Origin of the sequence: Pseudomonas sp. NFACC08-1 (assembly GCF_900106735.1) — a bacterium.
Taxonomy (GTDB): Bacteria; Pseudomonadota; Gammaproteobacteria; order Pseudomonadales; family Pseudomonadaceae; genus Aquipseudomonas; species Aquipseudomonas fluorescens_Q.
On the sequence record NZ_FNNL01000005.1, the window covers coordinates 55940 to 77418 of the forward strand.

Genomic DNA, 21479 nt, shown 5'->3' on the forward strand with positions numbered 1-21479 from the left:
GCCGCGCCTCGTCTAACGGAGTGTTTATGGTAGTTAAAGTCCTGGTGGTGGACGATTCGGGGTTTTTCCGCCGCCGCGTCTCGGAAATTCTTTCGGCGGACACGAGTATTCAGGTCGTCGGTACCGCGACCAATGGCAAAGAGGCGATTGATCAGGCCCTGGCGCTCAAGCCGGACGTGATCACCATGGACTACGAGATGCCGATGATGGACGGCATCACGGCCGTGCGGCATATCATGCAGCGCTGCCCGACCCCGGTATTGATGTTCTCGTCCCTGACCCATGAAGGCGCTCGGGTGACCCTCGATGCGCTGGACGCCGGGGCGGTGGATTTCCTGCCGAAGAATTTCGAAGACATTTCGCGCAACCCCGACAAGGTCCGGCAGTTGCTGTGCGAAAAGGTCCACAGCATTTCCCGCAGCAATCGCCGTGTCGGTGCCTACAGCGCACCGGCGCCAGCCCCGGTTGCGGCACCAAGCCCTGCGCCAGCGCCGACGGCATCGAGCAGTTTCAATCCGGCCCCGGTACGCAGCGCGCCGGCACCTGCGCCGACGCGTTCGGCACCCGCCAGTGCAACGTCGCCGGCACCCAAGCGCAAAGCCTACAAGCTGGTCGCTATCGGTACGTCCACGGGTGGCCCGGTGGCACTGCAACGGGTCCTGACCCAGTTGCCGGCCAACTTCCCGGCCCCCATCGTGTTGATCCAGCACATGCCGGCGGCGTTCACCAAGGCTTTCGCGGAGCGTCTGGACAAGCTGTGCAACATCAGCGTCAAGGAAGCCGAGGATGGCGACATCCTGCGCCCCGGCCTGGCGTTGTTGGCACCCGGTGGCAAGCAGATGATGATCGATGGTCGGGGCGCGGTGAAAATCCTGCCCGGTGACGAGCGTCTGAACTACAAGCCTTGCGTGGACATTACCTTCGGTTCCGCGGCCAAGTCCTACGGTGACAAAGTTCTGGCGGTGGTGCTCACCGGCATGGGCGCCGACGGTCGTGAAGGTGCGCGCCTGCTCAAGCAAGGCGGCAGTGCGATCTGGGCCCAGGACGAAGCCAGCTGCGTGATCTACGGCATGCCGATGGCCATCGTGAAGGCGGACCTCGCCGACGCGGTGTACGGGCTGGACGACATCGGTAGACACCTGGTCGAGGCCTGCCTGTAATGGATGTGCTCAGCCTGATCGGCATCGTCATGGCGTTCGTCGCCATCATTGGCGGCAATTATCTGGAAGGTGGGCATCTGGGCGCGCTGGCCAACGGCCCGGCGGCGTTGATCGTGCTCGGTGGCACCATTGGCGCGGCGCTGTTGCAGTCGCCCATGAGCGCTTTCAAACGCGCCATGCAGGTGCTGATCTGGATTCTGTTCCCGCCCCGTGTCGACTTGGCCGGTGGTATCGACCGGGTGGTGAACTGGAGCCTGACCGCGCGCAAGGAAGGCTTGCTGGGCCTGGAAGGGGTGGCCGATGCCGAACCTGACAGCTACTCACGCAAAGGCCTGCAATTGTTGGTGGACGGCGCCGAGCCGGAAGCCATCCGCAGCATTCTGGAAGTGGATTTCTACACCCAGGAAAGTCGCGATATCGAGGCGGCCAAGGTATTCGAAAGCATGGGCGGCTACGCGCCGACCATCGGCATCATCGGTGCGGTGATGGGCCTGATCCATGTAATGGGCAACCTGGCCGATCCATCGCAACTGGGCAGCGGCATCGCCGTGGCGTTCGTCGCCACGATCTATGGCGTGGCCAGCGCGAACCTGGTGCTGTTGCCGATCGCCGCCAAGCTCAAGTCCATCGCGTTGCGCCAGTCGCGCTATCGCGAAATGCTGCTGGAAGGGATCCTGTCGATCGCCGAAGGCGAAAACCCGCGCTCCATTGAGTTGAAGCTCCAGGGCTTCATGGACTGATGGGAGACATGGAAAATGGCTCGTCGCAGGCATCATGAAGAACACGTCAACCATGAACGCTGGCTGGTTTCCTATGCCGACTTCATTACGCTGCTGTTCGCCTTTTTCGTGGTCATGTACTCGATTTCGTCGGTCAACGAAGGCAAGTACAAAGTGATTTCCGAGGCGTTGATTGGGGTCTTTTCCGACTCCGACCGCGCCCTCAAGCCCATCCCCATAGGTGATGAGCGACCCAAGACCACGACGCCGGCCAAGCCGCTGGTCAGGGATGCCGAGCAGGTCGATGCCGGTATCGCCGGTGGCAGCGATCCGCTGAAAAGCATCGCTGATGACATCAGCGCGGCGTTCGGTGACCTCATCAGCTCGAACCAGATGACCGTGCGTGGCAATGAGCTGTGGGTCGAGATCGAGCTCAACTCCAGCCTGTTGTTCGGCAGCGGCGACGCCATGCCCAGTGATATGGCATTCAATATCATCGATAAGGTGGCGGCGATCCTGAAACCGTTCGACAACCCGATCCATGTCGAGGGCTTCACCGATGACCAGCCGATTCGTACCGCACAGTACCCGACCAACTGGGAGCTGTCCTCGGCCCGTTCGGCAAGCATCGTGCGCATGTTGGCCATGCAGGGCGTGAACCCCGGTCGCCTGGCGTCGGTGGGCTATGGCGAGTTCCAGCCGGTGGCCAATAACGCCACGGCCGAGGGGCGCGCGCGTAACCGGCGCGTGGTGTTGGTCGTGTCGCGTAACCTCGATGTGCGCCGCAGCCTGACCGGTACCGGCACGGCCAATGCAAAACCGGACGCCGCCTTGAAGCGGGCTGGCACACAAACTGCACCGGCTCCGGTCAAGTCGCCGGGAAGACAGAGTGCCGTCAATTCTCCGTCACCCGCTTTATAACCGAGCTATTTCTCGGTCGAGCCTGTTTCGGCCGGGAGGAACGATCCGAATGAGAGTCTGGGCAGTCGCCAATCAAAAAGGTGGTGTGGGCAAGACCACATCTTCCATCGCTTTAGCCGGGTTGCTGGCCGAGGCGGGCAAGCGCGTGGTCATCGTCGATCTGGACCCCCATGGCTCGATGACCAGCTATTTCGGCTACGATCCCGATAGCCTGGAGCACAGCAACTACGACCTGTTCCTGCACAAGGGCGTTGTGCCCGAGGGCCTGCCGGGGCAGTTGCTGTTGTCCACCAGCGACGAGCGGATTTCCCTGCTGCCATCGAGCACCGCTCTCGCCACCCTGGAGCGACAGTCGCCCGGGCAGAGCGGGCTGGGCTTGGTGATCGCCAAGAGTCTGGCGCAGCTGTGGCAGGATTTCGATTACGCGATCATCGACAGCCCGCCGTTGCTGGGTTTGCTGATGGTCAATGCCTTGGCTGCCAGCCAGCAGTTGGTGATCCCGGTGCAGACCGAGCACTTGGCCGTCAAGGGCCTGGAGCGCATGGTCAATACACTGGCGATGGTCAACCGCTCGCGCAAGCAGACGCTGGCCTTCAACATCGTGCCGACCTTGTTCGATCGTCGCACCCAGGCGTCCCTGGGCACCCTGCGGGTGTTGCGGGACATGTACCCGGAGGACATCTGGCAAGGCTATATCCCCGTCGATACCCGCTTGCGGGACGCCAGCCGCGCGGGTGTGACGCCCTCGCAATTCGATGGCAAGAGCCGTGGCGTGCTGGCCTACCGGGCGCTGCTCAAGCACCTGTTGGCCCAGCAGCTTGTTCCACAGCAGGTGGCTTAAGGTGACGAGGCTTTCCACTGGCACTGCGTTCGCTTGCGAACGCTCAAGTCCTACCGCATTCATGCCGATAACCTCTTCAAGTGGCGCACTGTTCCTATGAGCCGCCCGATAAAGACAACTTCGCGTCCGCAAATGGCCCTGCAATCCTATCTGGATGGGCTGTTGCAGGAAGCGACCGAAGAATTGCCACCACAGCCCAGCCTGATCGAGGCGTTGCCCGAGAATGTCGAAGCCAAGGGTGTGCTGGATGAGTTTCAGGCGGCCGTGCTCGAAGAGCAGGCCCGTGATGCACAGAAATCAGTAGTGGCTGCGGCGGTCGAGGCACCGTTCATCAAGCCTCAGGTGGCGATCATGGACGCGCCTGCGCCGATCCTGGCGCCGGTCTCGACCGTTGCCCCGTTGCTGCAAGGCCTGGTGACGCCGGTGGTGGAAATCCACCTGCCGCCGAGCAGCCCGCCTCCGCCGGTGCCGGGCGACGACCGTCCGGCCTGGGCCGCCGAGCCGTTCGAGTGTTTGTTGTTCGATGTGGCCGGGTTGACCCTGGCGGTGCCGCTGGTATGCCTGGGATCGATTTATTCCCTGGCCGGGCAGGAATTGACGCCGTTGTTTGGCCAGCCGGAATGGTTCCTCGGGATCCTGCCGAGCCAGGCCGGCAACCTGAAGGTGCTGGATACCGCGCGCTGGGTCATGCCGGACCGTTATCGCGATGATTTTCGCCAGGGCCTGCAATACGTGATTTCGGTGCAAGGTTACGAGTGGGGTTTGGCGGTGCATCAGGTCAGCCGTTCGCTGCGCCTGGACCCGAACGAGATCAAGTGGCGCAGCCATCGAGGGCAACGGCCATGGCTGGCCGGTACGGTGATTGAGCATATGTGCGCCTTGCTGGACGTTTCCGAGCTGGCGGAGCTGATCGCCAGCGGCGGGGCAAAACACTTGGGCGGCAGCAAGAAGCCGGTCCAGAAACCGAAATAAGACAACCGGCGGCGCACAGCGTCGCCGGACAGAATACACGCCGCCACAGGCGGTTTTTCGAGGGGTCAGGGTATGAATGATAAGGCGTCGTCTCAAAAGGGTTCTGAAGATCCGATTCTGCAATGGGTAACCTTCAAGCTCGATAACGAAACCTACGGCATCAACGTGATGCGCGTTCAGGAAGTGCTGCGCTATACCGAGATCGCCCCGGTACCGGGTGCGCCGAGCTATGTGCTGGGCATCATCAACCTGCGTGGCAACGTGGTTACAGTGATAGATACCCGCCAGCGCTTCGGCCTGATGAATGCCGAGATCAGCGACAACACCCGGATCGTCATCATCGAAGCCGACAAGCAAGTGGTTGGCATCATGGTCGACAGCGTCGCTGAAGTGGTTTACCTGCGTCAGTCGGAAATCGAGACTGCGCCGAACGTGGGTAACGAAGAATCCGCCAAGTTCATTCAGGGCGTGTGCAACAAGAACAACGAGTTGCTGATTCTGGTTGAACTGGACAAGATGATGAGCGAAGAAGAGTGGTCGGAACTGGAGAGTATCTGATTTGATTCTTGAGGTAGCAGTCATTGTCCTGTTCCTTTTCTGGGCAGGCACGCTGGCGATGTTCTTGGCGTATATACGTGGCCAGCGGCAGATCGCCGCTCAGCAGGCCCAGGGCGATGCGCTGCGCGACCAGCGCATCAAGGACCTGGCCAAGCGCGTCGATGATTACCAGAACGGCACCGTGCGCATGGGCGAAGCGCTCCATGAGCTGCGTGCCGTGGTCGCGCCGTTGCCGGATAAACTCGCCCAGTTGGAACAGCGCGACCCCTCCAGCCTGTCCTTCGCCCAGGCTGCCCGCCTGGTGGGCATGGGCGCCAGCGTCGACGAACTGACCCAAGCTTGCGGCCTGACCCAGGCCGAGGCGGAGTTGATGAGTAAGCTGCACAAGGGCGGCTGATCGCCTTCACCCCAATCCAATGTGGGAGCGAGCTTGCTCGCGATAGCGGTGTAACAGTCAACACAACTGTGCGCCCGCCATCGCGAGCAAGCTCGCTCCCACAGGTTTTTCTGGCGTTCCCCTAAAGTCCAGCCAACAAACAGCCCCTGTGGCGAGGGAGCTTGCTCCCGCTGGGTCGCGCAGCGGCCCCATCTTTTTGCGGTTGCTGCGCAACCGAGCGGGAGCAAGCTCCCTCGCCACGGGAACAGCGTTGCTGTAATCAGTAATCCTCGCCGCGGTCCGTCACGTCCTTCTCGGCACTCGGCGCATTCGGGTCGTAGCCCTGGGGAAACTTGCCCTTGAGGTTCCAGGCAAACGCAATGATCTCGGCAATCGTGCGGTACAGCTCCTCCGGAATGCTGTCGCCCAATTCCATCCGGGCCAACAGCTTCACCAACTCAGCGTTTTCATAAATCGGTACTTCGCTTTCCCGGGCGATCCGCAGGATTTCCTCGGCCAGGGCTTCGTCGCCCTTGGCGGTGAGGGTCGGGGCGTGGTGGCCGTCGTACTTGAGGGCGATGGCCTGGCGGGGTTCGGTGTGGGTTGTCATGCGGTTTCGTCCACCCAGCGTTGTTCCAGACGAGTCTTGGGGCCTTGGGGCGGAGTGCCGAGGTGGCAGTCCAGGTCGCCGACGTTCAGGCCACAGGTCACCAGGCGCTCACGCAGCGCTGTCAGGTTGCTTTCGATCAGGCTCGCGGTGTACGGCCGTTCGGCCCACAGCTGGCTCGACAGGCTGCCGCTGAGCAATTGCGCCTGAACCTGCAGCGGCCCCAGCGGTTCCATGTCGAACGCCAATTCCACCCGCCAGAGCTGCTGTTTCGGCTCGCGTTCTTCACGGCGTTCGTCTGGTTGCTCCCGGGGCGGGGTTTCCTCGCGCTGGAACTTGACCTGCAAGGACACGATGTCCTGCAGATTGCGCATCGGGATTTCCAATTGCCAGGTGCTCATCAGCCGACCGTCGTCAGTCAGGCCAGTTTGCTCCAGGCTCGACAATTGATGGCTTTGCAGGCGCGACACGGCGGCAGCGGCCAGGCGCAGCAGGTGTTCGAGGTCGCCTTCTTCGTCCTGGCCTTTCGTCTGGCGCGAGGGCAGGGGGAAGCTGGTGGGTTGCGGCTTGGCGCTGACCTGGCCGAGGGTTCCCAGGGCGTTGCGGACAAAACTGGGCAGTACTTGGGCCAGGGTGTTGGCGGCAATGATGGCCGTGAGGTTGGTGGATGCGGGCAGGGCTGGCGTCAGTTGGGCGATCAGCTTGAGCAGGTCGCCTTTGAGGTCGGGTGCCGGCCCCGGCGGCTGTCCTGCGAGTAACTTGCTTTCCAGGAACACACCGCTGGCGACCATGGCCTGGGCCAGCCCCTTGGGCGTGCTCAGTTGCTGGACATCCGGCAGGCTGGCCAACAGGCGTGTCACCGCGGCGCGCAGCTCGGCACCGGTGTCATCGTTGGCCGGAAGGTTTTGCAGGACGGTGATCAGATTGTCCAGCGAGCCCTGCTGGCTCATTTGCGTGACCAATTGCTGGCTCACCGCCAATTGCTCGTGGCGGTTGCTCAGCGGAACGAACTTCAGCGTCTGGGCATCTTGCACCTGGGCACTCAACAGCGTGCCGATTCGCAGCGGTTGCGGGCTGTCGATGTCCAGGGTGCTGCCGGCCTGGGCGGTGTTGAGCAGGCTCACCAACGAGCGATACACCGCCGGTTGCCCCGGCAATTGCGGCAGGGCCTGGCTGGTCAGCACCTTGCCTTGCAGCAGGGTACCGACCGGCAACTGTGCGGTGTCGATCCGGGTCAGGGTGGCGACGCTGGAAGCGACGGCCTGTTGCACGGTGATGGCCAGGTTGCTGGCGGACGGTTGGGTCACGGCCAGGCTGGTGCCCTGTGGCAACGGCTGGGTGCTGCTGGCCTGCACGGTGGTCTGGCGGCCGCTTTCCAATGTGACCTTGAGCAGCAACTGGAAGGTCTGGTCCGCCTGCTTGAGCGACAGCACTTCGGCCTGGGCGGTCTGGCCGGGGCCGATCAGCCCTTCGGCCGGTGCCAGCAATTTGAGCAGCTCGCCCGTCACCGCTGGCATACGCGTCGTTGCCGTGGCCTGGGGCAGCGGCAGGATGTTGATGTCGCCTGTCATCTGCGGTCTTACCCTGGGGAAAATAAGCCCTCTTGAGAGTAGGGCATCACATGTATAATGCCGCCCGTCTTTCAGGGAGTGGCGAAAACCTTGCAATTGTTTGACGCAGCTCTGTGGAACAGGCCGTCAAAGCATCTATGCTGCACCTCTTTAACGGCCGCTGCACCGCCGACTTGAACCGTATAAGGCCCGCGATCCCTTGACCAGTCCTCTCCTGCAAACCGTTGGCCTCGCCTGTGAGCGAGACTTGCGGCTGCTTTTCGAAAATCTCGAATTGAGACTCTCGCCCGGCGATATGGTGCAGATCAGTGGTCCCAACGGCAGCGGCAAGACCAGCCTGCTGCGCCTGCTCGCCGGATTGATGCAGCCCACCGCCGGCCAGGTGTTGCTCAATGGACAGCCCTTGCACGGCCAGCGTAGCGAGCTGGCCCGCAATCTGCTCTGGATCGGCCATGCCGCCGGTATCAAGGATTTGCTGACCCCCGAAGAAAATCTCAGTTGGCTCTGCGCATTGCATACGCCGGTCGGCCGCGAAGCGATCTGGCAGGCGTTGGCGGCGGTAGGGCTGCGCGGCTTTGAAGACGTGCCGAGCCACACCCTGTCTGCCGGCCAGCAACGCCGCGTGGCGCTGGCCCGGCTGTACCTGGACAGCCCGCCGCTGTGGATTCTCGACGAGCCATTCACCGCCCTGGACAAGCAGGGCGTCGCGCAACTCGAGGAACACTTGGCCCAGCACTGTGAAAACGGTGGCATGGTGCTCTTGACCACCCACCACACGCTGGCGCGGATGCCGGCCGGTTATCGCAACATTGATCTGGGGAACTGGGCCGTATGAGTGTGTTTGGCCTGTTGCTTGCCCGCGAGGCGCGCCTGCTGTTCCGTCGTCCGGCCGAATTGGCCAATCCGCTGGTGTTCTTCGCGATTGTCATTGCATTGTTCCCGTTGGCGGTCGGGCCGGAGACTCAATTGTTGCAAACCTTGTCTCCGGGACTGGTCTGGGTCGCCGCGCTTTTATCGGTCCTGCTCTCGCTGGACGGGCTTTTCCGCAGTGATTTCGAAGACGGCTCGCTGGAACAGTGGGTCCTTTCGTCGCACCCCCTGGCCCTTCTGGTTTTGGCCAAGGTACTGGCACACTGGGTTTTTTCCGGGCTGGCACTGGTATTACTCTCGCCATTGCTGGCAATGATGCTGGGGCTGCCCGGCGCGTGCATGCCGGTGCTGCTGGTGTCGCTGCTGCTGGGCACGCCGGTGTTGAGCCTGCTCGGTGCGGTGGGCGCGGCGTTGACGGTGGGGTTGAAGCGCGGCGGCCTATTGCTGGCGCTGCTGATCCTGCCGTTGTATATCCCGGTCCTGATCCTGGGCAGTGGTGCCTTGCAAGCGGCGCTGCAAGGCATGCCCGCGACCGGTTATCTGCTGTGGCTTGGGAGCCTGACCGCCCTGGCGATAACCCTGACACCCTTTGCAATAGCCGCTGGCCTGAAGATCAGCGTCGGCGAATAATAACGAGGCCTGGTCAAAAATTGACCACTTCTTTGGAAGTAAAGGCTGCCCCGGCGGTTCGTGACGGCGAGCCGCAACCGTGATGGAAACAACAATGAACTGGACCTGGTTTCACAAGCTCGGCTCACCCAAGTGGTTCTACGGCATCAGCGGCAAACTGCTCCCATGGTTGAGCATCGCTGCATTGTTGTTGATTGGTTCTGGCGTGGTCTGGGGCCTGGCCTTCGCACCGCCGGACTACCAGCAAGGCAACAGCTTTCGCATCATCTACATCCACGTGCCCACGGCGCTGCTGGCCCAGTCCGTCTACGTGATGCTGGCGGTGTGCGGTGTGGTCGGGCTGGTGTGGAAGATGAAGCTGGCCGACGTAGCCCTGCAATGCGCCGCGCCCATCGGTGCCTGGATGACGGCCGTGGCGCTGGTCACCGGGGCCATCTGGGGCAAGCCGACCTGGGGCTCATGGTGGGTCTGGGATGCGCGACTGACATCGATGCTGATCCTGCTGTTCCTGTACTTCGGTCTTATTGCGCTGGGCAACGCCATCAGCAATCGTGACAGTGCCGCCAAGGCCTGCGCAGTGCTGGCGATTGTCGGCGTGATCAACATCCCGATCATCAAGTACTCGGTGGAGTGGTGGAACACCCTGCACCAGGGCGCAACCTTCACCCTTACCGAAAAACCGGCGATGCCCGTCGAAATGTGGCTGCCGCTGTTGCTGACGGTGTTGGGTTTCTACTGTTTCTTCGGCGCGGTGCTGTTGCTGCGCATGCGTCTGGAAGTGCTCAAGCGCGAGTCCCGGGCCAGTTGGGTGAAGGCCGAAGTGCAGAACAGTCTGGAGGCCGTTCGATGAGTTTCGCTTCATTCGGCGATTTCCTCGCCATGGGCCATCATGGCCTGTATGTCTGGTCAGCCTATGGCATTTGCCTGGTGGTGCTGGCCCTCAACGTGGCGGTGCCGATCCTGGCCCGCAAGCGGTATCTGCAACAAGAGGCGCGTCGTCTGCGCCGGGAGAACGGTCAGTGAATCCGCTGCGCAAAAAACGTCTTGTCATCATCCTTGCGATCCTGGTGGGTGTCGGTGTCGCGGTCGCCCTGGCCCTGAGCGCCCTGAAGCAGAACATCAACCTGTTCTACACCCCGACCCAGATCGCCAACGGTGAAGCACCCAAGGACACCCGCATCCGCGCTGGCGGTATGGTGGAAAAAGGCTCGCTGGAGCGCTCCGGGGATTCACTGGATGTGAAGTTCAATGTCACCGACTTCAACAAGACCGTGACCATCACCTATCGCGGCATCCTCCCGGACCTGTTCCGCGAAGGGCAGGGCATCGTCGCCCTGGGCAAGCTCAACGCCGACGGCGTGGTGGTGGCCGATGAAGTGCTGGCCAAGCACGACGAAAAATACATGCCGCCGGAAGTGACCAAGGCGCTGAAAGACAGCGGCCAGTCGGCGCCCGCTCCCGTGAAGGAGGGCTGATCGATGACTGCTGGCATCTTTATTCCCGAGTTGGGCCACCTGGCGATGATCCTGGCCCTGTGTTTTTCCCTGGTGCAGGCCGTGGTGCCGTTGCTCGGTGCCTGGCGCGGCGACCGTTTGTGGATGAGCCTGGCCCAGCCGGCGGCATGGGGCCAGTTCGCCTTCATGCTGTTTGCCTTCGGTTGCCTGACCTATGCCTTCATGGCTGACGATTTTTCGGTGGCGTACGTCGCCAGCAACTCCAACAGCGCCTTGCCCTGGTACTACAAGTTCAGCGCGGTGTGGGGCGCCCATGAGGGGTCGCTGTTGCTCTGGGCGTTGATCCTTGCCGGCTGGACCTTCGCCGTCTCGGTGTTTTCCCGACAGTTGCCCCAAGTGATGCTGGCCCGGGTGCTGGCGGTGATGGGCATGATCAGCACCGGTTTCCTGCTGTTCTTGATCGTCACCTCCAACCCGTTCGAGCGCATCCTGCCGCAGATGCCGACGGATGGTCGCGACCTCAACCCATTGCTGCAAGACATCGGCCTGATCGTTCACCCGCCAATGCTCTACATGGGCTACGTCGGCTTCTCCGTGGCCTTCGCCTTCGCTATCGCCGCGTTGCTCGGTGGGCGCCTCGATGCCGCGTGGGCACGCTGGTCGCGTCCGTGGACCATCGTCGCCTGGGCCTTCCTCGGCATCGGCATCACCCTTGGCTCGTGGTGGGCCTACTACGAGCTCGGCTGGGGCGGCTGGTGGTTCTGGGACCCGGTGGAAAACGCGTCCTTCATGCCCTGGCTGGTGGGCACGGCGCTGATTCACTCCCTGGCCGTCACGGAAAAACGCGGGGTGTTCAAGAGCTGGACCGTGTTGCTGGCCATCGCGGCGTTCTCGCTGAGCCTGCTGGGGACCTTCCTGGTGCGTTCCGGCGTACTCACGTCGGTGCACGCCTTTGCCTCTGACCCCGAGCGCGGTGTGTTCATCCTGATGTTCCTGCTGTTCGTGGTCGGCGGTTCGCTGACGCTGTTCGCCCTGCGTGCGCCGGTGGTCAAGAGCCAGGTCGGCTTCAACCTCTGGTCACGGGAAACCCTGTTGCTGGGCAATAACCTGGTGTTGGTGGTGGCCGCGTCGATGATCCTGCTGGGGACGTTGTACCCACTGGTGCTCGATGCGTTGTCCGGCGCCAAGCTGTCGGTGGGGCCGCCGTACTTCAATGCGTTGTTCATCCCGCTGATGGCGATCCTGATGGTGGTGATGGCCATCGGTGTGCTGGTGCGCTGGAAAGACACCCCGGTCAAGTGGCTGCTGGGCATGTTGACCCCGGTGCTGCTGGGCACGGCCGCTCTGGCCGTGGTGGCCGGCGTGGCGTATGGCGATTTCAACTGGGCGGTGTTGGCGACGTTCGTGCTGGCGGCCTGGGTATTGCTGGCGGGTGTGCGGGACATCTTCGACAAGACCCGGCACAAAGGCCTGATCAAGGGCCTGCCGACCCTGACCCGCAGTTACTGGGGCATGCAGGTCGCCCACCTGGGCATCGCCGTCTGCGCCCTGGGCGTGGTGCTGTCCAGCCAGAACAGCGCCGAGCGCGACCTGCGCCTGGCGCCGGGTGAGTCCATGGACCTGGCCGGCTATCAGTTCGTTTTCGAGGGCGCCAAACATTTCGAGGGCCCGAACTTCACGTCCGACAAAGGCACTGTACGGGTCATTCGCAACGGCCAGGAAATCACCGTGCTGCACCCGGAAAAACGTCTCTACACGGTGCAGAACTCGGTCATGACCGAAGCTGGCATCGATGCCGGTTTCACCCGCGATCTCTACGTGGCGCTGGGCGAGTCCCTGGGCGACGGCGCGTGGGCGGTACGGGTCCACGTCAAGCCGTTCGTACGCTGGATCTGGTTCGGTGGCTTGCTCACCGGCCTGGGTGGGGTGTTGGCGGCGCTGGATCGTCGTTATCGAGTCAAGGTGAAAACCCGGGTGCGTGAGACCCTGGGCATGACGGGAGCCACTGCATGAAACGTTGGTTGATGTTGGTGCCGCTGGCGCTGTTCCTGTTGATGGCGGTGTTTTTGTACCGCGGGCTGTACCTGAACCCGAGCGAGTTGCCCTCGGCGATGATCGGCAAGCCGTTCCCGGATTTTTCCCTGCCATCGGTGCAGGGCGACAAGACCTTGACCCGCGCCGACCTGCTGGGCAAGCCGGCGCTGGTCAACGTGTGGGGCACCTGGTGCATCTCCTGCCGGGTCGAGCACCCGGTGTTGAACAAGCTGGCCCAGAACGGGGTGGTGATCTACGGCGTCAATTACAAGGACGTCAATGCCGACGCCTTGAAATGGCTGGCCGAGTTCCACAATCCGTATCAACTGGACATTCGCGATGAAGACGGCTCCCTGGGCCTGAACCTGGGTGTCTACGGCGCGCCGGAAACGTTCTTCATCGATGCCAAGGGCATCATCCGCGACAAGTTCGTCGGCGTGATCGACGAGCAGGTCTGGCGCGAGAAACTGGCCGCCAAGTATCAGGCACTGGTGGACGAGGCCAAGCCATGAAGCGCTGGTTAGCTGCCGCCATCCTCGGCCTGAGCCTTGCCGGTGTGGCCCATGCCGCCATTGATACCTACGAATTCGCCAACGACGGCGAGCGCGAGCGATTTCGCGAACTGACCAAGGAACTGCGCTGCCCCAAGTGCCAGAACCAGGACATCGCCGACTCCAACGCGCCAATTGCCGCCGACCTGCGCAAGGAAATCTTCCGCATGCTCGGTGAGGGCAAGGACAACCAGCAGATCATCGATTTCATGGTCGATCGCTACGGTGAGTTCGTGCGCTACAACCCCGCCCTGTCCTCCAAGACGGCGCTGCTCTGGTTCGGCCCCGCCGGGCTGTTGTTTGGTGGTTTCGTTGTCATTGCAGTGATCGTGCGCCGCCGCCGGGTCCAGCGCACCGCCGCCCCGGACACGCTTTCTGTCGAAGAGCGCCAGCGCCTCGACCAACTGTTGGATAAAACCAAGCATGATTGATTTCTGGCTCGCCGCAGGTCTGCTTCTTCTGGTTGCCCTGAGTTTTCTGTTGATCCCTGTGCTGCGCGGTCGCCGCGCCCAACTGGAGGAGGACCGTACCGCACTCAACGTGGCGTTGTATCAGGAACGTGTCGCCGAATTGCAGACCGAGCGGGAGGAGGGTGTGCTCAACGCGGCGCAACTGGACACCGGTCGCGCCGAAGCCGCCCGTGAACTGCTCGCCGACACCGAGGGCGCCGACACACCGCGCGAATCCCGGTTGGGCAAGCCGTTGCCGTTGCTCGCCGCCGTGCTGGTACCGTTGTTGGGCCTGGCGCTGTACCTGCATTTCGGTGCCAGTGACAAGGTCGAGCTGACCCGTGAATTCGCCCAGGCGCCGCAGTCGATGGAAGAGATGACCCTGCGCCTGGAACGCGCCGTGGCGGCGCAGCCGGATAATGCCGAGGGGCTGTACTTCCTCGGGCGAACCTACATGGCGCAGGATCGGCCGGCGGACGCGGCGAAGCTCTTCGAGCGCACCGTGGCCGTCGCCGGTCGTCAACCGGAACTGTTGGGCCAGTGGGCCCAGGCGCAGTATTTCGCCGATGGCAAGAAATGGTCGGATAAAGTCCAGGCCTTGACCGACGAAGCGCTCAAGCTCGATCCGAAGGAAGTCACCAGCCTCGGCCTGTTGGGCATCGCCGCGTTTGAAGGCGAGCGTTATCAGGATGCGATCGACTACTGGGGGCGTCTGCTCGCGCAACTGCCGGAGGGCGACAAGTCCCGGGAGGCGCTGCAGGGCGGCATTACCCGTGCCACCGAGAAGCTGCAGGGCAGTGGCGGCAAGGTCGCCCAGGCGCCTATCGCCAAGGCTGCGGCATTGCTCAAGGTGCGCGTCGACCTGGCGCCGGCACTCAAGGCTAAGGTGCAGCCGGGCGACAGTGTATTCATCTTCGCTCGCGCCGTTTCCGGCCCACCTGCGCCGCTGGCCGCCAAGCGCCTGACGGTCGCCGATCTGCCGGTCACGGTGGAACTGGGCGACGCGGACGCCATGATGCCGCAGTTGAAACTGTCGAACTTCCCCGAAGTCCAACTGGTGGCGCGCATCTCCCGGGCCGGCCAGCCGACCGCGGGTGAGTGGATCGGCCGCAGCCAGCCCCTGGCGAGCAGCACCACGGCGCAGCAACAATTGACCATCGACAGTCCGGACAAATAACAGGAATTCGCACCATGACCGCCATCGCTCGTATCACCCTGCTCACGCTCGTCATGGGCCTGAGCGCTTGTGCGGTCCAGCGTCCGTCGGAGCCCTCGGCGCCGCTGCCACCGATCCCGCCGTCGACCCCGACCAGCAAACCGGCCCCGTCCACACCGCCGGGCAAACCTGTCATCCCGAACAAACCGGCCAAACCGCTGCCGCGTACATCCGCCAGCTTCGCCCCGCCGCCGGGTGGCAACAGCCATTGGGACGCCAAGCTTGGGGTCTATGTGCTGGACAACCAGACGAACACGTTCTATCGCCAGCGAACCTATTACCGCTGGAACAATGGTTGGAGCCGTTCCGTCAGCCCGAATGGCCCATGGGAAGACACCACCATCGAAGGCGTGCCGGCGGGTCTTGGACGCCAGTTTCATTAAGGTCCCTGTGGCGAGGGGATTTATCCCCGCTGGGCTGCGAAGCAGCCCTGAAACCTGATGACTCGGTATGTCAGGCAGATTGAATCCACAGTGATGGGGTCGCTTCGCGACCCAACGGGGATAAATCCCCTCTCCACAACAGCGTTCGGCTCAACTTCATCAGCAGACCGGGGATTTTGTGTTTCTGGATATTCTTTGAACGAAATTTTCACTAAATCTTGCGGACAATCCCCCGCGCTCATATCGCCGTCGGTTATTTAATGGCAATGCCATAGCCGTTCGTGCAACATTTGCGCACTCGCGCAAGCCCCGGGGCCAGGCTTTGGCCAACAGAGGGCGCGCCGTTGTTTCTTTTTGTCACTCCAATTCCGATAGGGTCCTTAAACGACATGGCAATCCCGGACGCCCTGAGTCAGCAGCGTACTACGCATCGCCTGCTGCAACCGACTGTCAAATCGCACCTGGCCTACACGTTGCTTTGTGCCTTGGTGATGATGGTCATGTTCAGCCTGCTGCGCGTGGCGCTGCTGGTTTATAACCGCGAGATGATCCTCGACACGCCGGCTTCGACCTTCGTTGAAGCCTTCGTCAACGGCCTGCGTTTCGACTTGCGCCTGGTGGTCTACCTCTGCATCCCGTTGTTGCTGGCGTTGTTCAGCGCAAGGGCCATGGCGGCCCGTGGGTTCTTTCGTTTCTGGCTGACTGTCACTTCCAGCATCGCGCTGTTCCTGGGCTTGATGGAGATGGATTTCTACCGTGAATTCCACCAGCGCCTCAACGGCCTGGTCTTCCAGTATGTAAAGGAAGACCCGAAAACCGTGATGAGCATGCTCTGGTACGGTTTCCCGGTGGTGCGCTACCTGCTGGCGTGGGCCGGCGGCACCATTATCCTCAGCCTGGCGTTCAAGGGTGCCGACCGCGCCACGCGTCCCCGCGGGCCGTTCAGTGGCGGCACCATTGGCACTCGGCAGATCGCCCCGTGGTATGGGCGTGTCGCGGTGTTTGTCGTTTGCCTGCTGGTCGCCGTGACCGCCGCGCGCGGCACCTTGCGCCAAGGGCCGCCCCTGCGCTGGGGCGACGTCTACACCACCGATTCGAACTTCGCCAACCAGTTGGGCCTCAACGGCACCTTGTCGCTGGTGGCGGCGGCCAAGAGCCGGATGTCCGAAGACCGCGACAACATCTGGAAAGCCACCCTTGAGCAACCGCTGGCGCAGCAGACCGTGCGCGACATGCTGGTGATGCCTGACGATAAACTGGTGGACACCGCGACAGCCGCCGTGCGCCGCGACTACACGCCACCGGCGGACAAGACCCTGCCGATCAAGAATGTGGTCGTGATCCTCATGGAAAGCATGGCCGGTCACTCGGTGGGCGCCTTGGGCGCGCCGGGCAACATCACGCCTTACCTGGACAAACTGGCCAAGGAAGGCCTGCTGTTCGACCGTTTCTTCTCCAACGGCACCCACACCCACCAGGGCATGTTCGCCACCATGGCGTGCTTCCCGAACCTGCCGGGTTTCGAATACCTGATGCAGACGCCGGAGGGCAGCCACAAGCTGTCAGGCCTGCCGCAACTGCTCAGCGCCCGTGACTACGACGACGTGTATGTCTACAACGGCGATTTCGCCTGGGACAACCAGTCGGGGTTCTTCAGCAGCCAGGGCATGACCAACTTCATCGGGCGTAACGACTATGTGAACCCGGTGTTTTCCGATCCCACCTGGGGTGTGTCCGACCAAGACATGTTCGACCGTGGCCTGATCGAGCTCAAGGCGCGGGAAAACGGCAAGCCGTTCTATGCCTTGCTGCAAACCCTGTCCAACCACACCCCTTATGCATTGCCGACGCCGTTGCCGGTCGAGCCGGTCACCGACCGTGGTCGGCTGAACGAACACCTGACCGCCATGCGCTACTCCGACTGGGCCCTGGGCCAGTTCTTCGAGAAGGCCCGCAAGGAGCCTTACTTCAAGGAAACCCTGTTCGTCGTGGTCGGCGACCATGGCTTTGGCAACGAACGCCAGATCACCGAGATGGACCTGGGCCGTTTCAACGTGCCGATGCTGTTGATCGGCCCGGGCGTCCAGGAGAAATTTGGCCAGCGTAATCACACCGTAGGTACTCAGGTCGACATCGTGCCGACCATCATGGGCCGGATCGGTGGGCAAGTACGGAACCAGTGCTGGGGCCGCGACCTGTTGAACCTGCCGCAAGGCGATCCCGGTTTTGGTGTGATCAAGCCGTCGGGCAGCGAGCAGACCACGGCGATCATCCGCGATGACCATATCCTGGTCCTGCCGAAGGAAAAGGAAATGGAACCGAAGATGTATCGCTATGAACTGGGCGCCAACCCAGGTGCGGAAATCATCCCGAATGCACCGGACACCGCGCCGATGAAACTCAAGCTCGAATCTTTCCTGCAAACCGCGACCAAGAGCCTGCTGGATAACACCGCCGGCGTTGTTGACGGCAAGCCGGACTGATAAACGGCGCACATAAAAAAGAGGCCTGCCAAGGCCTCTTTTTTTTTGCGCTTACTGAGTGGTTTATATCTTGCCCAGTAGTAGCAGGATCAACAGCACTACCAACACCACACCGATGATACCGGACGGGCCGTAACCCCAACTTCTTGAGTGCGGGAAGACGGGAAGACCACCGATCAGCAGGAGGATCAGGATAATGATAAGTATTGTGCCCATTGTAGATTTCCTTATTGGTCAGTTCTGGAGTGATACAACTTCCAACTACCAGCGCGCATGCGTTAAATCCGGGCGGCTTAATAAGTCCGACCGTTGCGCCTTGTAGAAAATTCAAAGTTTTTGTAGCGCCTACGGTTTGCCCTCGCCATTCAGCACTCTGATGGAGCGTGGGTCCGTTGAACGCCTTCGCTACACTCGGCCTATCTCTCCCGGAACAACAAGGCTGTCTGCTATGCAAAATCGCATGATGATCACTGGTGCCGGCTCTGGCCTGGGTCGCGAAATCGCGCTGCGCTGGGCCCGCGAAGGATGGCGCCTGGCCTTATCGGATGTCAGCGAACCGGGCCTCGTGGAAACCCTCAAGCTAGTGCGTGGTGCCGGTGGCGACGGCTTCATCCAGCGCTGCGATGTGCGCGACTACAGCCAATTGACTGCGTTCGCCCAGGCCTGCGAAGAGAAATTCGGCGGTATCGATATCATCGTCAACAATGCCGGCGTGGCCTCGGGCGGCTTCTTCAGCGAGCTTTCCCTGGAGGATTGGGACTGGCAGATCGCGATCAACCTCATGGGTGTGGTCAAGGGCTGCAAGGCGTTCTTGCCGCTGCTGGAAAAAAGCCGTGGCAAGATCATCAACATCGCCTCCATGGCAGCCCTGATGCAGGGCCCGGCCATGAGCAACTACAACGTGGCCAAGGCGGGTGTCGTGGCGCTGTCGGAAAGCCTGCTGGTGGAGCTGGCGCAGCAGGAAGTGGGTGTACACGTAGTGTGTCCGTCGTTCTTCCAGACCAATCTGTTGGACTCCTTCCGTGGCCCGACCCCGGCCATGAAAGCCCAGGTCGGCAAGTTGCTGGAAAGCTCACCGATCAGCGCCACGGATATTGCCGACTACATCTATCAGCAGGTCGCCCAGGGCCAGTTCATGATCCTGCCCCACGAACAGGGACGCATGGCTTGGGCCCTCAAGCAGAAGAACCCACAGTTGCTGTACGACGAAATGACCGTCATGGCTGACAAGATGCGCGCCAAGGCCCGGCAAAACCTCAATTGACCTGGGTGCCCGATGTCCTCAGGATGGCGCCATTCGGCCTTCCTGATGGACATCTGCATGCTCAATTACCTGTGGTTTTTTCTCGCCGCCCTGTTTGAGATCGCGGGCTGCTACGCCTTCTGGATGTGGTTGCGCCAGGGCAAGAGTGCCTGGTGGATCGCCCCGGCGTTGCTCAGTCTCACGTTGTTCGCCCTGTTGTTGACCCGCGTCGAAGCGACGTACGCCGGGCGCGCCTACGCCGCTTATGGCGGCCTCTATATCATTGCGTCGATCGGCTGGCTGGCGGTGGTTGAGCGGGTGCGGCCACTGGGGTCCGACTGGATTGGCGTGGCACTCTGCGTCTTGGGGGCGAGTGTGATTCTATTCGGCCCGCGGTTCTCGGCACCCTGAAATAACCGGTAGTCCGACAGGGTTTTGCAGGAAGTTTCCGTCAGTCGCAAGAACTTTGCTTGTAGGGCCTTACTGAATTCTCGCGGGTGTCTTGAGAACGGGGAACAGGCCGGGCATGGTCAGGGTCCAGACATTCTTAAGGACAAGAACCATGCTTGTATTAAGCCGCGCTGTAGGTGAGTTGATTTCCATTGGTGACGATATTTCCGTCCGTGTGCTGTCGGTCAGCGGCGGCACGGTGCGTTTCGGCGTGGAAGCGCCAAGGCACGTCGATGTCCATCGCTCCGAAATCTACGACAAGATCCAGAAGAAAAAGGCCCAGGCCACTCGCAAGGCCTGTTCAGTCGAATAGGTGTTTTGGCACGTCGTGCTTGAGCATCAGTTGACACTGTTCACTTTCGGGGTCGAAGACGATCAACGCCTGGCCTTTGGTCAGGGCTTGCCTGACCCGCAGAACCCGCGTTTCCAGGGGGGTGTCGTCACCATTGTCGGTGCCGTCGCGGGTCACGAAATCCTCGATCAGGCGGGTGAGCGTGTCGACTTCGAGTTGGTCGTGGGGGATGAGCATGGGGTACCTCGGCTAGACAATGGGACGATGCTACGGCCAATGGGCTTTTGCGGCTAGCCTTGGGTTTGTGGGGCCGTTCTGGCCTCATCGTGAGCAAGCTCGCTACCACAGGAATGCATTTCAAGTGTGGGAGCGAGCTTGTTCGCGATGGTAATAGCCCAGACAGTGAATGTTGGATCAGCTATCGGAGCGCTGCCCCACCAGGCTATCCACCGATGGCACCCGGGTATCGCTTTCCATCTGGGTATCGTGTTCGATCTGATGACTGAAGCGGTCCAGTGAGCCTTGGGCTGGTTGCGCGTCGCTGGCGAACACCGGCGGGCTGAGGATGTAGGCGCCGAGCAGGCGACTGAGGGCGGCCAGGCTGTCGATGTGGGTGCGTTCGTAGCCATGGGTGGCGTCGCAGCCGAAGGCGAGCAGGGCGGTACGGATGTCGTGGCCGGCGGTGATGGCCGAATGAGCGTCGCTGAAGTAGTAGCGGAACAGGTCGCGGCGTGCCGGTACCTCGTTCTCCTTGGCCAGTTTCAGCAAGTGCCGCGACAGATGATAGTCGTAGGGGCCTCCGGAGTCCTGCATCGCCACGCTGACCGAATGTTCGCTCGAGTGCTGGCCAGGGGCGACGGGCGCGATGTCGATGCCGACAAATTCGCTGACATCCCAGGGCAGTGCTGCCGCTGCACCGCTGCCGGTTTCCTCGGTGATGGTAAACAGTGGGTGACAATCGATCAGCAGTTCTTCGCCGCTCTCGACAATCGCCTTGAGCGCCGCCAACAGGGCTGCGACCCCGGCTTTGTCGTCCAGGTGCCGGGCGCTGATGTGGCCGCTTTCGGTGAATTCCGGCAGGGGATCGAAGGCGACGTAATCACCGATGCCCACCCCCAGGGTTTCGCAATCGGCGCGCGTGGCGCAGTAGGCGTCCAGGCGCAGCTCGATGTGGTCCCAACTGATGGGCAGTTCATCCACGGCGGTATTGAACGCGTGCCCGGACGCCATCAACGGCAGCACGCTGCCACGGATCACGCCGGTGTCGGTAAACAGGCTGACCCGGCTGCCTTCGGCAAATCGGCTGGACCAGCAACCCACCGGGGCCAGGGTCAGGCGGCCGTTGTCCTTGATGGCCCGCACTGAGGCACCGATGGTATCCAAGTGCGCCGACACGGCCCGGTCGGGGCTGCTCTTGCGCCCCTTGAGCGTGGCGCGGATTGTGCCACGGCGGGTCATTTCAAAAGCGATCCCCAGCTCTTCGAGCCGCTCGGCGACATAACGCACGATGGTGTCGGTAAAGCCGGTAGGGCTGGGAATGGCGAGCATTTCCAGCAGGACTTTCTGCAGGTATTCGAGATCCGGTTCTGGAATTTTGCTGATCATGGAAACTCCTCACGGAACATTAAGTTGAATTAGGGGAACCTTGTGGCGAGGGAGCTTGCTCCCGCTGGACCGCGAGCGGTCCCCTTTGAGCTCC

26 protein-coding genes are annotated in these 21479 nt (G+C 61.9%); 21 read left to right on the forward strand and 5 right to left on the reverse strand.

Annotated elements, in window-relative coordinates:
• Positions 1–26: 26 nt before the first annotated feature.
• The 7 genes from BLU76_RS12200 (at position 27) to BLU76_RS12230 (ending at position 5568) form a co-directional block, all read left to right on the forward strand.
• Entirely contained in the window at positions 27–1160 is a 1134-nt protein-coding gene (locus BLU76_RS12200) for a protein-glutamate methylesterase/protein-glutamine glutaminase (protein ID WP_072341648.1), read from the forward strand.
• Complete coding sequence (locus BLU76_RS12205) at positions 1160–1900, forward strand: flagellar motor protein (protein WP_063322393.1); 741 nt, start codon at positions 1160–1162, stop codon at positions 1898–1900. Before BLU76_RS12200 ends, BLU76_RS12205 begins: the two co-directional genes overlap by 1 nt.
• A gap of 15 nt (positions 1901–1915) precedes the next feature.
• Entirely contained in the window at positions 1916–2800 is an 885-nt protein-coding gene (motD, locus tag BLU76_RS12210; protein WP_072341651.1) for a flagellar motor protein MotD, read from the forward strand.
• A gap of 49 nt (positions 2801–2849) precedes the next feature.
• Positions 2850–3641 carry a ParA family protein gene (locus BLU76_RS12215; RefSeq protein WP_053120309.1) on the forward strand — a complete coding sequence of 264 codons (792 nt, stop codon included), beginning with the start codon at positions 2850–2852 and terminating at the stop codon, positions 3639–3641.
• 96 nt (positions 3642–3737) lie between these two features.
• On the forward strand, positions 3738–4613 hold the full coding sequence (locus tag BLU76_RS12220) for a CheW domain-containing protein (protein WP_092222867.1): 876 nt from the start codon (positions 3738–3740) through the stop codon (positions 4611–4613).
• Positions 4614–4685: 72 nt separating this feature from the next.
• Complete coding sequence (locus tag BLU76_RS12225) at positions 4686–5171, forward strand: chemotaxis protein CheW (RefSeq protein ID WP_003199144.1); 486 nt, start codon at positions 4686–4688, stop codon at positions 5169–5171.
• Position 5172: 1 nt separating this feature from the next.
• Positions 5173–5568, forward strand: a complete 396-nt coding sequence (locus tag BLU76_RS12230; RefSeq protein WP_003183966.1) for a DUF2802 domain-containing protein — start codon at positions 5173–5175, stop codon at positions 5566–5568.
• Positions 5569–5827: 259 nt separating this feature from the next.
• Here BLU76_RS12230 and BLU76_RS12235 read toward each other — a convergent pair whose 3' ends face one another.
• Together BLU76_RS12235 and BLU76_RS12240 are read right to left on the reverse strand one after the other, a co-directional pair.
• On the reverse strand, positions 5828–6157 hold the full coding sequence (locus tag BLU76_RS12235) for an EscU/YscU/HrcU family type III secretion system export apparatus switch protein (RefSeq protein ID WP_063322390.1): 330 nt from the start codon (positions 6155–6157) through the stop codon (positions 5828–5830).
• Positions 6154–7725: a flagellar hook-length control protein FliK gene (locus BLU76_RS12240; protein WP_092222868.1), complete on the reverse strand. Its 1572-nt coding sequence runs from the start codon at positions 7723–7725 to the stop codon at positions 6154–6156. The genes BLU76_RS12235 and BLU76_RS12240 overlap by 4 nt, the downstream gene beginning before the upstream one ends.
• 199 nt (positions 7726–7924) lie before the next feature.
• Between BLU76_RS12240 and ccmA the strand changes: the two genes are divergently transcribed.
• From ccmA to BLU76_RS12295, 11 genes are all read left to right on the forward strand, one after another.
• A complete protein-coding gene (gene ccmA, locus BLU76_RS12245) occupies positions 7925–8560 on the forward strand; it encodes a cytochrome c biogenesis heme-transporting ATPase CcmA (RefSeq protein WP_092144947.1) in 636 nt (211 codons plus the stop codon).
• Positions 8557–9225 carry a heme exporter protein CcmB gene (ccmB, locus tag BLU76_RS12250; RefSeq protein ID WP_003199151.1) on the forward strand — a complete coding sequence of 223 codons (669 nt, stop codon included), beginning with the start codon at positions 8557–8559 and terminating at the stop codon, positions 9223–9225. Before ccmA ends, ccmB begins: the two co-directional genes overlap by 4 nt.
• A 94-nt stretch (positions 9226–9319) precedes the next feature.
• Positions 9320–10075, forward strand: a complete 756-nt coding sequence (locus BLU76_RS12255; RefSeq protein ID WP_063322387.1) for a heme ABC transporter permease — start codon at positions 9320–9322, stop codon at positions 10073–10075.
• Entirely contained in the window at positions 10072–10248 is a 177-nt protein-coding gene (gene ccmD / locus BLU76_RS12260; protein ID WP_003199159.1) for a heme exporter protein CcmD, read from the forward strand. Before BLU76_RS12255 ends, ccmD begins: the two co-directional genes overlap by 4 nt.
• Positions 10245–10700, forward strand: coding sequence for a cytochrome c maturation protein CcmE (ccmE, locus tag BLU76_RS12265; protein WP_063322386.1), 456 nt, complete (start codon positions 10245–10247; stop codon positions 10698–10700). The genes ccmD and ccmE overlap by 4 nt, the downstream gene beginning before the upstream one ends.
• A gap of 3 nt (positions 10701–10703) precedes the next feature.
• On the forward strand, positions 10704–12692 hold the full coding sequence (locus tag BLU76_RS12270) for a heme lyase CcmF/NrfE family subunit (protein ID WP_063322385.1): 1989 nt from the start codon (positions 10704–10706) through the stop codon (positions 12690–12692).
• Positions 12689–13225, forward strand: coding sequence for a DsbE family thiol:disulfide interchange protein (locus BLU76_RS12275; RefSeq protein ID WP_063322384.1), 537 nt, complete (start codon positions 12689–12691; stop codon positions 13223–13225). Before BLU76_RS12270 ends, BLU76_RS12275 begins: the two co-directional genes overlap by 4 nt.
• The gene (locus BLU76_RS12280; protein ID WP_003199166.1) at positions 13222–13695 is read left to right on the forward strand and encodes a cytochrome c-type biogenesis protein; all 474 of its coding nucleotides are present in this window, start codon (positions 13222–13224) and stop codon (positions 13693–13695) included. Before BLU76_RS12275 ends, BLU76_RS12280 begins: the two co-directional genes overlap by 4 nt.
• The gene (gene ccmI / locus BLU76_RS12285) at positions 13688–14890 is read left to right on the forward strand and encodes a c-type cytochrome biogenesis protein CcmI (protein WP_092222869.1); all 1203 of its coding nucleotides are present in this window, start codon (positions 13688–13690) and stop codon (positions 14888–14890) included. The genes BLU76_RS12280 and ccmI overlap by 8 nt, the downstream gene beginning before the upstream one ends.
• A 14-nt stretch (positions 14891–14904) precedes the next feature.
• Positions 14905–15312 (forward strand): hypothetical protein, encoded by a 408-nt coding sequence (locus BLU76_RS12290; protein ID WP_072341675.1) that lies wholly within the window; start codon positions 14905–14907, stop codon positions 15310–15312.
• 389 nt (positions 15313–15701) lie between these two features.
• Entirely contained in the window at positions 15702–17795 is a 2094-nt protein-coding gene (locus tag BLU76_RS12295; RefSeq protein WP_092222871.1) for an LTA synthase family protein, read from the forward strand.
• A 63-nt stretch (positions 17796–17858) separates the two neighbouring features.
• On the opposite strand, the gene BLU76_RS12300 is transcribed toward BLU76_RS12295, so the two are convergent.
• Entirely contained in the window at positions 17859–18011 is a 153-nt protein-coding gene (locus BLU76_RS12300; protein WP_018606531.1) for a DUF3309 family protein, read from the reverse strand.
• Positions 18012–18243: 232 nt separating this feature from the next.
• Between BLU76_RS12300 and BLU76_RS12305 the strand changes: the two genes are divergently transcribed.
• From BLU76_RS12305 to csrA, 3 genes are all read left to right on the forward strand, one after another.
• Positions 18244–19059: an SDR family oxidoreductase gene (locus BLU76_RS12305; RefSeq protein ID WP_003199173.1), complete on the forward strand. Its 816-nt coding sequence runs from the start codon at positions 18244–18246 to the stop codon at positions 19057–19059.
• A 57-nt stretch (positions 19060–19116) separates the two neighbouring features.
• A complete protein-coding gene (locus BLU76_RS12310; RefSeq protein WP_063325143.1) occupies positions 19117–19449 on the forward strand; it encodes a YnfA family protein in 333 nt (110 codons plus the stop codon).
• Positions 19450–19600: 151 nt separating this feature from the next.
• Complete coding sequence (gene csrA / locus BLU76_RS12315; protein WP_092144941.1) at positions 19601–19801, forward strand: carbon storage regulator CsrA; 201 nt, start codon at positions 19601–19603, stop codon at positions 19799–19801.
• Here csrA and BLU76_RS12320 read toward each other — a convergent pair.
• Together BLU76_RS12320 and BLU76_RS12325 are read right to left on the reverse strand one after the other, a co-directional pair.
• Positions 19790–20017 (reverse strand): YheU family protein, encoded by a 228-nt coding sequence (locus BLU76_RS12320; RefSeq protein WP_003199186.1) that lies wholly within the window; start codon positions 20015–20017, stop codon positions 19790–19792. The genes csrA and BLU76_RS12320 overlap by 12 nt on opposite strands.
• A gap of 177 nt (positions 20018–20194) precedes the next feature.
• On the reverse strand, positions 20195–21385 hold the full coding sequence (locus tag BLU76_RS12325; RefSeq protein WP_092222872.1) for an osmoprotectant NAGGN system M42 family peptidase: 1191 nt from the start codon (positions 21383–21385) through the stop codon (positions 20195–20197).
• Positions 21386–21479 lie beyond the last annotated feature (94 nt).